Origin of the sequence: Govania unica, from assembly GCF_027920805.1 — a bacterium.
GTDB classification, from domain to species: Bacteria; Pseudomonadota; Alphaproteobacteria; order Sphingomonadales; family Govanellaceae; genus Govanella; species Govanella unica.
Genome location: NZ_JANWOI010000004.1, coordinates 24,602 through 36,994, shown reverse-complemented (window position 1 = coordinate 36,994; position 12,393 = coordinate 24,602). Strand labels below are relative to the sequence as shown.

Here is a 12,393-nt window from a genome sequence, read left to right as displayed (position 1 = left end):
GCCCATTCACGATGCTATGTCTATGCGCAATCAAGAGCGTTAAGAATGGCTTACAGACTGTCATCCATAGCAGGCAAATTAGCCGGAGGATCAAAGTGCAGGCCACGGGCAGGGAGGAAGCGCGCATATCGCTGGCAGCGACGCTGCTCGCGCTCGCACTCCTCTGCGTCACGCCCGCACTCCTTTGCGCCACGCCCGCTCTGGCCGCAGCCCCGGGATTGTTCGGCACGCTCGAGACGCGCGGCGAAAACCTCACGGCATTTCAAAAATGGACCGACATGCTCGCCCGCTATCAGTGGGAAGAAAGCCGCCGCGACCTCAAGCAGCCCTGCCGCCTGAGCGCCACCATGCGCTGCCGTCAGGATGACCTGAAGGATCTGCTGAGCAAGCTTGCCGGCCGACCGCGCTCTGAACAGATCGTGGCCATCAATCATTTCATGAATCTCGCCCCCTATGTGACCGACATGGTCAATTGGGGCGTGCCCGATTACTGGGCCACCACGCGCGAATTCATGCAGAAGGACGGCGATTGCGAGGACTATGCCATCGCCAAATATTTCTCGCTGAAAGCGCTTGGGGTCCCGGCCGACAGCATGCGCATCGTCATTGTCGAGGATATGAACCTTAAAACCCCCCATGCCGTGCTCGCAGTCTATGAAGCCGGGGCCGACAAGGGCGTTCCGCTTATTCTCGACAATCAGCTGCCGGGGCCGGTCAAGGCCTCAAGCATCCTTCATTACAAACCGATCTATTCGATTAATGAAAGTGCCTGGTGGTACCATCGCAATCCGGTGAATTAACCCTTTCGCAATCCGCCCATGGCACCCTCCTCGCAAGGAGATAATTGCCAGACGCCATGCTCAAAAGCCGCAAACCCACGCCCCCCGGACAATTGCCCGCCCAGGAAGAGCTTCTGGCCGATCTCGCCCGCAGTCTGCGCATTCATCGCAAGGGTCGCCGCGCCATACATCTGCATCTGTCGCGGCTGAGCCGGTACCGGCTCCATGCCCATGACTTGCGTCAGGCCGTGGAGGCGCTCGGCCCGCTCGTGCGCAAGTTCGAAGGCCGGCTGTTCCGCCTGGCCAATCATGACATCATCCTGGTCGCCAAGGGTCTGAGCTTTGCCGCCCTCGATGAAGCCGTGCTCAAGGTGCGGCATCTTTTTCGCGACGATCCGGCCTATCGCCTGCTCGACAGTGGCGTGCGGAGTGCTGCGGGTACGGACGACTTCTGCACCTTTTACGATCTGGAGCAGGAGGCCGACGCCTTTCTCGCCTGCGCGGACCGCATGCTCGACAGCCTTCCGGATGCGGATGACATAGATCCAGCCGTTGTGTCCTTTGCCGCCCTGCCGCTTGTCAACTCCTATCCCCTGCCGCCCTTAAGATCCGCCCCCCGCGAGGATGCGAGCGCCCTTGCCCGTAACATCTCACCGGCAACGGTCTCGGCTCTCAGCCGGGACGGACTGGCAACGCCGATCCTGACGGAACTTCATGTGCGGGTCGACAGTCTCCGCGTGATGGTCCGAAGCGGACGCACGCTGCCGAACGATCGCTGGCTGTTGCGGGCGCTTAGCGATCATCTGGATGAAAAAATCATCGCCGAGCTCATCACCACAAGCCCGCTGCCAACCGCCTTCAGCCTGCCTGTTCTGGTCGAAACGGTGGACAGCACGGAATTTCAGGATTTCACCAAAGCCTACCGGCAGCTGACCCGCGGCAGCGTGGTGTTTGAATTCACCGCCCAGGACTTTTTACGGGACCCGGCGCGCTTTCTGGCCGCCCGTGACCGCATCATCGGACTTGGCCACAAGCTCTGCCTGTCCAGCTGGAACCCGCATCTTTTCGCCATGATGAACCCGTCATTGCTTGAAATCCATTTCCACAAGATTTCATGGACGCCGCTGTTGATCGGCGGCATCAGAAGCGACTGGGGCGCCGCCCTCCGGGAATCCGTGCGCCGAACCGGCGCCACCAAGGTGTTGCTGTCAGACTGCAGCAGCCCCGAAGCCCTGGCCTTCGGGCAGCGTTACGGCCTTTTGCTGTTCCAGGGCCCCCAGATCGAAGCCACGACCCGGGTGTGAACACGACCTAATTTAAAGCCAGCCCCTCACACCGAACTGTCATTACCGGGCTTGACCCGGTAATCCATGATTGGGCAGCACGGCGGCGAAATGGATTGCCGGGTCAAGCCCGGCAATCCAAGGTTTCTGTAGAACCCCATCACTCTCGTCATGCCGGACTGAGCTCAAACCACCAGCACACCCACTCATTGTCATTACCGGGCTTGACCCGGTAATCCATGGCCGGGCAGCACGGCGGCGAAATGAATTGCCGGGTCAAGCCCGGCAATGACAGTTTGGTGTGGACATCCCAACGACCAGCCGCTCTATTCCGCGCCGGCTTTCTTGAGCACGGCTTCCACGGCCCGTTTGCGAGCGCGTTGGGCGTATTCGAGGGCAGTGTGGCCGGTGTTGTCCTCGACATTGACCTCGGCCCCGCTGTCGATCAGGAGCTTCACCAGCTCCTCATTCCCGGCCCGGGACGCCTTCATGAGCGGCGTCTCGCCGAGGCTGTCGCCGGTGTTGGGATTGGCCTTGTAATATAACAGCACCGCCGCCGACATTTTGTCGCCATTGGCCGCCGCGCGCATCAGAGGCGTGGTTTTCTTCTCATCGTTCATATCGACAAAAGCGCCCTGCTCAAGCAGGAACTTGACGATCGACGCATCGCCGATATCCACCGCCATGGACAGGGCCGGCACACCATCGTCGTCGCGGGCATTGACGTTGCCGCCTTTGAGGACACTGGTCTTGATCTTGTAAAAATCGCGCTTCTTCAAGCCCTGGATCAATTCATAGGAGGGCGAGAACTGCGCCATCGCACCCTGGCTCAGAAACAGAATACTGCACACGGCCAAGGCCGCCGTTACCCGATAGATCACTCGCATCAACCGTCGCTCTCCTGTGTCGTTCGACCGCAAACTCTATGAGGGGGGCCCGACTTGGGGCGATGTTTGCGAGTTCGGCGGGTTCCATATATAAGGGGTTCGGGAGAGCTTGACAAATCCTCGCCCGGATTAATCCTTCTGAATTCTGCCAAGGTAACGTTCTGTGTCCACATCCTCGTCGCGCTATCTGCCCCTGATTGTTGCCGCCATCCTGCTGGTGGGAGGCCTGCTGGCCTGGAAACTCACGCCGAACCCCGCCGGTGACGAACCGCCGGGAGGCACCGCCCTTGTCGGCGGTCCGTTCTCGCTTGTGGATCAGACCGGCAAACGCGTGACCGATCAGGATTTTCGCGGCCGCTATATGCTGGTGTTCTTCGGCTATACCTTCTGCCCGGATGTCTGCCCCATGGAATTGAGCAGCATGACCGAAGCCATGGATCTGCTGCCGAAAAACATCGCCGCCAAGGTGCAGCCGATTTTCATCACCGTCGACCCAACCCGCGACACGGTGCCGGTCATGGCGGAGTTCGTGCAGAACTTCTCGCCCAAGCTGATCGGCCTCACTGGTACGGAAGACGAAATCAAGGCCGCAAGCCGTGCTTACCGGGTCTATTATCAGAAATCCGTTGAGGGAACCGAGACAGAATACCTGATGGATCACAGCGCCATCGTCTTTGTCATGGGGCCGAAAGGCCAGTATGTCGCCCATTTCTCCGCCGGTGTGAGCCCCGAAATGATGGCGAAAAAACTGCAAGATATCGTCGGATGAGCAGCCCGGAGACCCCTTTCTGGAAAGAAAAACCGCTCAACGCCATGACGACGGCGGAGTGGGAATCGCTCTGTGACGGCTGCGGTCGTTGCTGCCTCCATAAGCTTGAAGATGAAGACAGCGGCGAAATCGCCATCACCAATGTGGTCTGCCGCCTGTTCGATCTCGGCACCTGCCGCTGCACCCGCTATACCGAGCGCGCGCGGCTCGTGCCAGATTGCGTGGTCATGACACCGGACCGCATCCCGGAACTCTACTGGATGCCGGAAACCTGTGCCTATCGTCTGCTGGCCGAGGGCAAGGACCTCGACTGGTGGCATCCCCTTGTCTCAGGCACCCCCGACACGGTGATCGAAGCCGGAATTTCTGTGCGCGGCCAGGTCATTTCCGAACGTCAGGCCGGCGATCTGGAGGATCATATCATTGACATCCTCAAGCCCCACAAACCCTGACAGCCCTGATCTTGTCGTGCGCCGCTCGCGTCAGGCGAAGCGGTTGCTGCTCCGGGTCGATCCGCGCACCGGCGCTGCCGTCCTCACCCTGCCCTGGCGGGTGCCGCTGGCCGAAGGCCACGCCTTCGTCGCCCGTCATGAAGGCTGGATCGCCCGTGCCCGCGCGGCGCTGCCGCCCTCAACCGCGCTCACGGCGGGCAGCGTGGTGCCCATTCTCGGCACCGACATCACCATCCGCCATGACCCGGCCGCAGGCCGCAGGCCACAGTATGACCCGACGGCCGGCACATTGACCTTGGGCGGGGAACTCAGCGAACTGCCGAACCGGGTACGCCGTTTTCTGCGCCAGTTCGCCGCCGATCTGATCGGCCCGAAAACCCGCGCCATGGCCAGCAAAGCCAACCGCCCGCTACAGCAAATCCGCATCGGCGACCAGAAAAGCCGCTGGGGCAGCTGCACCTCGGATGGCGTCCTGTCCTTTTCCTGGCGGCTCATCTGCGCGCCCGAAACCGTGGTCGATTACGTCATCGCCCATGAGGTCGCCCATCTTATCGAGATGAACCATTCGCCGCGCTTCTGGGCCGAAGTCGAAACCCTCTACGGCCCCCACAGCCGCCCCCGAGCCTGGCTCAAACGCTACGGCGCGAGCCTGCAGCGGATCGGGTGACGGCAAGATGGATTGCCGGGTCAAGCCCGGCAATGACAGGGTTTTGATGTTCAATGACAGGGTTTTGGGTTTCAGTCACCGCAGGCCCAAACATCTGTCATACGCGGGCTTGACCCGCGTATCCATGGTGCCAGCGGTAAGCAGAACCCGGAGGCCTGACCTCAAACCTCCGCCCGTCCGCGGAAGAACGTCACCGCTTCCCCGGCGATTTCAACCCGGCCGCCCGCAATCAATTTACCCCAGACCGTGCCGCCACGAGCGGAAATCTGCCGGGCAGTCATTTCCGTTTTTTTCTGCATCTGCCCCCAATAGGGGAACAATTCCGCATGAGCCGAGCCCGTCACCGGGTCCTCATCGACCCCGATCGCCGGAGCGAAAAAGCGGCTGACGAAATCAAATTCACCGTCCCCCGGAGCCGTCGCCACCACCGCGAAATGCTTGGAGCGCGTCAAGGCCCGCATATCGGGACGGAGCGCCGCCACATCGGCCGCATCCTCATAAACCGCGATCAGATCGCGCGCTTTCACGAACAAGCGGGGCCGGATGCCAAGGGCCGTCGCCACCGCCTCGTCATACAACGCCGGACGCGGTGGGCGGGCTGGAAAATCCATCACCAGCCGGTCATCCTCCCGGCGCACGGTGAGGATGCCGCTTTTGGTCTGGAAACGCACAAGCTCACCCGTGAACCCGAGTTCCGTGAACAAAATATGCGCCGATGCGAGCGTCGCATGGCCACAAAGATCAACCTCAGCCTTCGGGGTGAACCAGCGCAGATCATAATCCGCGTCCTCGGCCGGGCTCGCCACAAAAAAGGCCGTCTCGGCCAGATTGTTTTCCCCCGCGAGGGCCTGCAACAGCTCATCCCCGGGCCAGGCATCAAAGGGCATGACGGCGGCGGGGTTTCCGGCAAAACGACGGTCGGCAAAGGCATCGACCTGATAAATCGCTGAGTCCATGTCAGATCCTTATTATGAATGCGGCAATCATATCCATAGCTTGGGCCCATGTCTCGGTCTCTGTGCGGCCCGAAGATTTGCGCGGACTGAGGTCATGGTCACCGTCCTCAATCCAGCCGAGCTCAAGGGACGGCGCGAGGTCATAACCCAGAACCTGAGCCCGTCCGCCGAAAGGATCGCGCGTGCCCTGAACAATCAGCCCCGGCGTCCGCAGCCCCTTGAGATGCGCGGTGCGGTTGCTGTCGGACTTGCCCGGCGGTTGAAAGGGATAGCCGAGACAGACCAGCCCCGCGACCCCCGCCTCATCAGCCAGCATGGAGGCCACGCGCCCGCCCATGGACTTGCCGCCGATCACCAGCCGCGCCGCCGGACCGCAGTCCGCAATGGCCCGCCTGAAGCACTCAAGCAAAACCGGCGCACGATCGGGCGGACGCTTGTTACCGGTCTCCCGCCGCGCCGTCATATAGGGAAATTCAAACCGCAGCACCGCCACCCCGCGCGTGCCAAGCCCCTCGGCAAAGGCCTCCATGAACCGGCTGTCCATGGGCGCACCGGCGCCATGAGCCAGCAACAATCTGCTGGCTCCGCTCACAGGGCCTGTCATCAGATAGCTCATGGCCTAGCGGTTTTGACGATTGTCGATCAGGCTCTGCACCACGGCCGGATCGGCCAGGGTCGAGATATCGCCGAGATTGGCATAATCATTTTCGGCAATCTTGCGCAAGATGCGGCGCATGATTTTGCCCGAGCGGGTTTTCGGCAGACCCGGCGCGAATTGCAACAGATCCGGAACGGCAATGGGGCCGATTTCCTGGCGCACCCATTTGGCCAGCTCGGCGCGCAGGGCATCGCTGCCCTCTTCCCCCTCCATCAGGGTCACATAGGCATAAATGCCCTGCCCCTTGATGTCATGGGGGTAGCCGACCACCGCCGCCTCGGCCACTTTGGGATGGGCGACGAGCGCGCTTTCCACTTCCGCCGTGCCCATGCGATGACCGGACACATTCACGACGTCATCGACCCGGCCGGTGATCCAGTAATAGCCATCGGCATCGCGGCGGCAGCCGTCACCGGTAAAATACATGCCCTTATAGGTCGAAAAATAGGTCTCCACGAAGCGCTTGTGATCGCCATAAATGGTGCGCATCTGACCGGGCCAGCTTTCGGCGATGCAAAGGTTGCCTTCAGCCTCGCCCTCAAGCGGCACGCCTTCGGCATCGACAATCACCGGCTTGATGCCAAAGAACGGCTTGGTGGCCGAGCCCGGCTTCAAGGCCATGGCGCCGGGCAAGGGCGAAATCAGTATGCCGCCGGTTTCGGTCTGCCACCAGGTATCGACGATGGGGCAACGGCCGTCGCCGACCACGCGATGATACCAGAGCCAGGCTTCGGGATTGATCGGCTCCCCCACACTGCCCAACAACCGCAGACTGGCCCGCGAGGTCGAGGTCACCGGGCTGTCGCCCTCCCGCATCAGCGCCCGGATGGCGGTTGGTGCGGTATAGAAAATATTGACCTGATGCTTGTCGATCGCCTGCCAGAAGCGCGAGGCGTCCGGATAGGTCGGCACGCCTTCAAACATCAGACTGGTGGCTCCGTTCGCGAGCGGCCCATAGACGATGTAACTGTGGCCGGTGACCCAACCGACATCCGCCGTGCACCAGTAAACCTCGCCGGGGCGGTAATCGAACACCAGTTCATGGGTCAGCGCCGCATAAACCAGATAGCCGCCCGAGCTGTGCAGAACCCCCTTCGGCTTGCCGGTCGAGCCTGAGGTATAGAGAATGAACAGCGGATCTTCCGCGCTCATTTCCTCGGGCGGGCAATCTGCGGCAACCTTGGCACATTCCTCGTCATACCAGACATCGCGGCCCGGGGTCATCTCCACCTTGCCGCCGGTATGACGCACCACCAGCACCGTATGCACATGGGCTGTGGCCGCATGCGTGCTGAGCGCCTGATCCGCATTGGCCTTCAACGGCACCGGCTTGCCACCGCGCAGACCTTCGTCGCTGGTGATCACGCAAGCCGAGCCGCAATCCTCGATCCGGCCGGCCAGCGCCTCGGGGGAGAAGCCGCCGAACACCACCGAATGCACCGCGCCGATGCGGGCGCAAGCCAGCATGGCATAGGCCGCCTCGGGGATCATGGGCAGATAAATGGTGACGCGATCGCCGCGCTTGACGCCGCGCGCTTTCAAAACATTGGCAAGGCGGCAGACTTCGCCATGCATCTCGCGGTAGGTGATGGCACGGTGCGGCGTCTCCGGGCTGTCCGGTTCCCACAAGATAGCAACCTGATCGCCGCGCGTCGCCAGATGACGGTCGAGGCAATTGGCGCTCACATTGAGCGTGCCGTCCTCATACCATCTGATCTTGACGTCGCCGCTGAAGCTCGTGCTCTTGACCTCAGTATAGGGCTTGATCCAGTCGAGACGCTGACCGACTTCGCCCCAATAGCCTTCCGGATCGCTCAGCGAGCGGTCGTACAGCTCCTGATAGCGGGCGGCATTCACATGAGCGCTTGCAGCAAGCTCGGCAGGAACGGGGAAAATCTCGGAAGCGGTCATGACAGTCGCGGTCCTCAGGATTTTTAGGATGAACTGGAGCGATCATAGAAACAAAACAGGGCATTACGCCACACGAATTTCACCATTTTCCACATGGATCAAGACGCCGCGCAACCAGGCTCCGGCACAGGGACCAAGGGTGCAAAATCCGTCCAGGGGCCGAAACCGCGCGCCATGGCTTGAGCAGATGAACTCATCCCCCGCCGCACTCAGAAACCGCCCCGGCTGCCAGTCGAGCGGCAGATAGAGATGCGGGCAGCTGTTTTCATAAGCAACGACGGTCTCCCCCAGCCGATGCAGAAACATCTCGAAGCGCTTGTCGCCCTCACTGAAGGTGAAGGCCCGCGACCCGTTATCCTCGATCTCATCCACACGGCACAACAGCGCCCCCTTGGACGGGGCGCCGGGCACAGTGCCGAGATCACGCGGCGCGGGACGCGGTTTTGAGCTCACGCAGCGCCGAGCCAGCTGCCAAGCACCGCGCCCACCGGCTCGACCCGGACGGAGGCAAAAAGCCCGGCCTCGGCATAGGGGTCGGCGGCAGCAAAAGCTTTGGCGGCGGCGAGATCATCGGCCTCAAGGATCAACAGGCTGCCGCGCGGTTCCGGCGTGTCGCTGTCGGTCAGGAACGGCCCGCCATATTTCATCCTGTCCCCGATCGAGCGCGCATGATCGAGATGGGCAGCGCGGGTGGCCTGCCGCAAGGCCAGTGAATCCGGATTGTCGATGGCGATGATGACAAATAATTTGCTCATGATGTTCCCTTACCTCAGCCCTGTAATTCGGGACGAAATGGCCGTTGCAACAAATCTTCGATGGCATCCTGGACGCTTTGGCCCTCGTGCAGGATGGCGGCCACCGCCTGCACGATGGGCATGTCGATGCCGCGCTCGCGGGCAATGTTCGCCAGCACGCGGGCGGTATAAACCCCCTCGGCCACCGATTTCCGTTCGCCGAGAATATCGGCCAGGCTGCGGCCTCGGCCAAGATCCCGCCCGAGCGACATATTCCGCGATTGCGGGCTGCCACAGGTCAGGATCATGTCGCCAAGGCCACACAAGCCCAGCATGGTCTCCCGCTCGGCACCCCTACTTTGGGCGAATCTGAGGATTTCCGCCATGCCACGGGTGATCACAGCGGCCCGGGCATTTTCCCCAAGCTCGCAGCCATCCACGATCCCGGCCGCGATGGCGATGACATTCTTAACCGCACCGCCGATTTCCGCGCCCACCACATCGGTTGAGCCATAGGGACGGAAAGTCGGCTGGCCGAGCGCCTCGGTAATGCGGGCGATCACAGTCTGATATTTCGACGCGAGCGTCACTGCTGCCGGTTGGCCGCGCGCCACTTCGGCAGCGAAGGTCGGCCCTGACAGCACGGCAAGCGGATGACTCGGCAGGATTTCCGACGTCACTTCGCTCATCAGTGCGCCCGTCGACTCCTCGATGCCCTTGGCGCAGACCACAACGGGCGCACCCGACTTCAGATGCGGCGCAAGAATGGTCAGAACCCCGCGCATATGCTGAGCCGGCGCCACCAATAACAGAATGTCGGCGGCACCAAGGGTCTGCGGATCGGTTGAGGCACGGATGCTGTCCGGCAGGATCACGCCCGGCAGGAAGAGGCTATTTTCATGCCGACTGTTGATGGCTTCGGCAACCTCGGGCTCGCGCACCCAGAGGATCACCTCATGCCCGGCCCGCGCCGCCACTGTTGCGAGCGCTGTGCCCCAGGCTCCTCCGCCAACCACGCCGATTGTTTGTGCCATCCGACCCCTGCTTTCTTGTATCACCTGGCGTTTATGCCGCCCGCGCCCCCCGAGTTCAAGCCCTCTGGTTTTTGCACGTACAGTTCACCATATACCGGTCATGGCCCGAACAGTCCAACCCGCCGAGCTGCGAAAGCTCATCACCGAGCGTTTGCGCGCTCTGTCTGTGCGCACCATGGGCGGGCAGCAAGTCTGGGTAGATCGGCTGCTGCGCTCAGGCTGGCGCATCCAGGAACAGTTTATCACCGGACGCCACCGCCTGCTCGATCCGGGCAACCGGCAACGCGGCTCGGGCAGCTACGCTCATTGCCAGGCCCGACTCGACGAACTGCTCCCTCAGGTTTTGGAAGGCCGCCATCTCGTGCTGATGATCGGCGGCCTCGGCGGGTTTCGCAGCATCTTCGGCCCCATGAGGCGGGCCCTCAACGAGGCGGGCTATGACACCACTCTCCTCAGCTACCCAAGCACCCGGCAAAGTATCGAAGAACACGCAAGCGATGTCGAGACCGTGCTCAACCGGCTTGAGGGTGTCAGCGACCTGACCATTGTCGCCCACAGCATGGGCGGATTGATCATGCGGGTGGTACTCGCCCGCGAAGCACCCTGGCAGCAACACATCAAGATCCACGGCATCGTTATGATGGGCACGCCCAATCGCGGCGCGCGCATGGCCGGGCTTTTACATAGCAACCGATTGTTTCGCCTCATCACCACCGAAGCCGGGCAGAATCTCAGGGCCAATAACGTCCGCAAACTGCCCCCCATCACCTGCCGCCACCGCCTGATCGCCGGCAGCACCCGCCCCGGCAAAGGCATCAACCCGCTGCTGCGCGGCGACGACGACGGCATTGTCGCCGTCCATGAAGTCTTCCCCCACGGCAGCCCCGACCGCCTGATCGTACGCAGCCTGCACCAATATCTGCCCCGCCACCCGGAAAGCATCGAAGCCGTGAAGCGGTTTCTAAAGGAACGGGAGAATGGTATTTGAATGACTGCGGTTTAAATAATTATCATTTAAATACATTGTCATACGCGGGCTTGACCCGCGTATCCATGCTGCCACATCCGCAGTGGCGGCAAGATGGATGGCCGGGTCAGGCCCGGCCATGACAAGGATATTGCTGACAAATGACTGTCCTATGCCTTGACCCCCGCTCCCATGGCGGGTGCGGCGTTGGGATCGAGGGGCCAGCGGGCGCGGGCTGGACAATCGAGGCCGTCCACAAGCCCGAGTGCGAACCGTTCCAACCCGGCCCAGGCGATCATCGCCGCATTGTCGGTGCAAAGCGCCATGGGCGGAGCCACCAGACGAAAGCCCTGTTCCGCCGCGAGCGTCTCAAGCGCCGTGCGGATATATTGGTTGGCCGCAACGCCGCCCGCCACCACCAGCGCCGGATTGGCCGTGGTGATTTCGGCCCGTGCGAGGGTGATGGCGTTTCTTGTGCGGTCCACGAGGGAGGCCGTCAGAGCCTCCTGAAAGGACGCGGCGAGATCGGCTTGGTCCTCATCCGTCAAGGGACGGTCAAGCGCCTCGACCGCACGGCGCACGGCGGTCTTCAGCCCTGAAAAAGAGAAATCCGCGCCAGGCCGCCCCTTCATCGGACGCGGCAATGCAAACCGCTTGGGATTGCCATCCCGCGCCGCACGTTCGACCGCCGGGCCGCCAGGATAATCAAGACCGAGAATTTTCGCGGTCTTGTCAAAAGCCTCGCCTGCCGCGTCGTCGATTGTGGTGCCAAGCCGCCGATAATCCCCAACTCCGCGCACCAGCAACAGCTGACAATGACCGCCCGAGACCAACAGCAACATATAGGGAAAAGGCACCTCCTCGGTGAGTCGCACCGACAGCGCATGGCCCTCAAGATGATTGACGCCGATAAAGGGCAGCCCACGCGCCGCGGCGATGGCCTTGCCGGACATCAGGCCAACCATGACCCCGCCGATCAGGCCCGGTCCGGCGGTCGCCGCCACGGCGGACAGATCGTCAAAACCAATTCCGGCTTCCATCATGGCGCGGGCGATCAGGCCATCCAGATGATCAATATGGGCGCGGGCAGCGATTTCCGGCACCACGCCACCGTAAGGGCGATGTTCATCAAGCTGGCTCAACACCACATTCGACAGAATACAGCCGTCGGCGGCCACCACGGCGGCGGCGGTTTCATCACAACTGGTCTCGATACCAAGGACCAGAATCTGCGGCTTGCTGTTGCCCATTATGTCCGAATGTCTATAAATGACTTAACATGCTCTGGCTCTAACA

Annotated in this window: 14 protein-coding genes; 6 read left to right on the top strand and 8 right to left on the bottom strand. The window is 61.9% G+C overall.

All coding sequences use genetic code 11. The annotated features are described in order from the left end of the window. The first annotated feature begins 95 nt into the window (after positions 1-95). On the top strand, positions 96-800 hold the full coding sequence (locus NYP16_RS14550) for a transglutaminase-like cysteine peptidase (protein ID WP_274944195.1): 705 nt from the start codon (positions 96-98) through the stop codon (positions 798-800). 44 nt (positions 801-844) lie between these two features. Next, positions 845-2,083 carry a hypothetical protein gene (locus NYP16_RS11005; protein ID WP_274944194.1) on the top strand — a complete coding sequence of 413 codons (1,239 nt, stop codon included), beginning with the start codon at positions 845-847 and terminating at the stop codon, positions 2,081-2,083. Between the two features lie 305 nt (positions 2,084-2,388). Here NYP16_RS11005 and NYP16_RS11000 read toward each other — a convergent pair whose 3' ends face one another. Beyond that, a complete protein-coding gene (locus NYP16_RS11000) occupies positions 2,389-2,949 on the bottom strand; it encodes an ankyrin repeat domain-containing protein (protein ID WP_274944193.1) in 561 nt (186 codons plus the stop codon). Positions 2,950-3,112: 163 nt separating this feature from the next. Here NYP16_RS11000 and NYP16_RS10995 point away from each other — a divergent pair, with 163 nt between their 5' ends. From NYP16_RS10995 to NYP16_RS10985, 3 genes are read left to right on the top strand one after another with little or no spacing between them, the layout of a single operon-like run. After that, positions 3,113-3,718 (top strand): SCO family protein, encoded by a 606-nt coding sequence (locus NYP16_RS10995; RefSeq protein WP_274944192.1) that lies wholly within the window; start codon positions 3,113-3,115, stop codon positions 3,716-3,718. Continuing rightward, positions 3,715-4,170 (top strand): YcgN family cysteine cluster protein, encoded by a 456-nt coding sequence (locus NYP16_RS10990; protein WP_274944191.1) that lies wholly within the window; start codon positions 3,715-3,717, stop codon positions 4,168-4,170. The genes NYP16_RS10995 and NYP16_RS10990 overlap by 4 nt, the downstream gene beginning before the upstream one ends. Beyond that, positions 4,142-4,837 carry a M48 family metallopeptidase gene (locus NYP16_RS10985; RefSeq protein ID WP_274944190.1) on the top strand — a complete coding sequence of 232 codons (696 nt, stop codon included), beginning with the start codon at positions 4,142-4,144 and terminating at the stop codon, positions 4,835-4,837. Before NYP16_RS10990 ends, NYP16_RS10985 begins: the two co-directional genes overlap by 29 nt. A gap of 161 nt (positions 4,838-4,998) precedes the next feature. Here NYP16_RS10985 and NYP16_RS10980 read toward each other — a convergent pair whose 3' ends face one another. The 6 genes from NYP16_RS10980 to NYP16_RS10955 all read right to left on the bottom strand — a co-directional run bounded on the left by NYP16_RS10980 (position 4,999) and on the right by NYP16_RS10955 (position 10,130). Next, complete coding sequence (locus tag NYP16_RS10980) at positions 4,999-5,793, bottom strand: PhzF family phenazine biosynthesis protein (RefSeq protein WP_274944189.1); 795 nt, start codon at positions 5,791-5,793, stop codon at positions 4,999-5,001. A gap of 1 nt (position 5,794) precedes the next feature. Next, positions 5,795-6,397, bottom strand: coding sequence for an alpha/beta fold hydrolase (locus NYP16_RS10975; protein WP_274944188.1), 603 nt, complete (start codon positions 6,395-6,397; stop codon positions 5,795-5,797). Between the two features lie 15 nt (positions 6,398-6,412). Then, positions 6,413-8,362, bottom strand: coding sequence for an acetate--CoA ligase (acs, locus tag NYP16_RS10970; RefSeq protein WP_274944187.1), 1,950 nt, complete (start codon positions 8,360-8,362; stop codon positions 6,413-6,415). A gap of 63 nt (positions 8,363-8,425) precedes the next feature. After that, entirely contained in the window at positions 8,426-8,815 is a 390-nt protein-coding gene (locus NYP16_RS10965) for a Rieske (2Fe-2S) protein (protein ID WP_274944186.1), read from the bottom strand. Then, positions 8,812-9,117 carry a YciI family protein gene (locus NYP16_RS10960; RefSeq protein WP_274944185.1) on the bottom strand — a complete coding sequence of 102 codons (306 nt, stop codon included), beginning with the start codon at positions 9,115-9,117 and terminating at the stop codon, positions 8,812-8,814. The genes NYP16_RS10965 and NYP16_RS10960 overlap by 4 nt, the downstream gene beginning before the upstream one ends. 14 nt (positions 9,118-9,131) lie before the next feature. Next, a complete protein-coding gene (locus tag NYP16_RS10955) occupies positions 9,132-10,130 on the bottom strand; it encodes an NAD(P)H-dependent glycerol-3-phosphate dehydrogenase (protein WP_274944184.1) in 999 nt (332 codons plus the stop codon). A 100-nt stretch (positions 10,131-10,230) separates the two neighbouring features. On the opposite strand from NYP16_RS10955, the gene NYP16_RS10950 reads away from it, so the two are divergent. Beyond that, a complete protein-coding gene (locus NYP16_RS10950) occupies positions 10,231-11,118 on the top strand; it encodes an esterase/lipase family protein (protein ID WP_274944183.1) in 888 nt (295 codons plus the stop codon). A gap of 149 nt (positions 11,119-11,267) precedes the next feature. Here NYP16_RS10950 and tsaD read toward each other — a convergent pair whose 3' ends face one another. Then, positions 11,268-12,347 (bottom strand): tRNA (adenosine(37)-N6)-threonylcarbamoyltransferase complex transferase subunit TsaD, encoded by a 1,080-nt coding sequence (gene tsaD / locus NYP16_RS10945; protein WP_274944182.1) that lies wholly within the window; start codon positions 12,345-12,347, stop codon positions 11,268-11,270. Positions 12,348-12,393 lie beyond the last annotated feature (46 nt).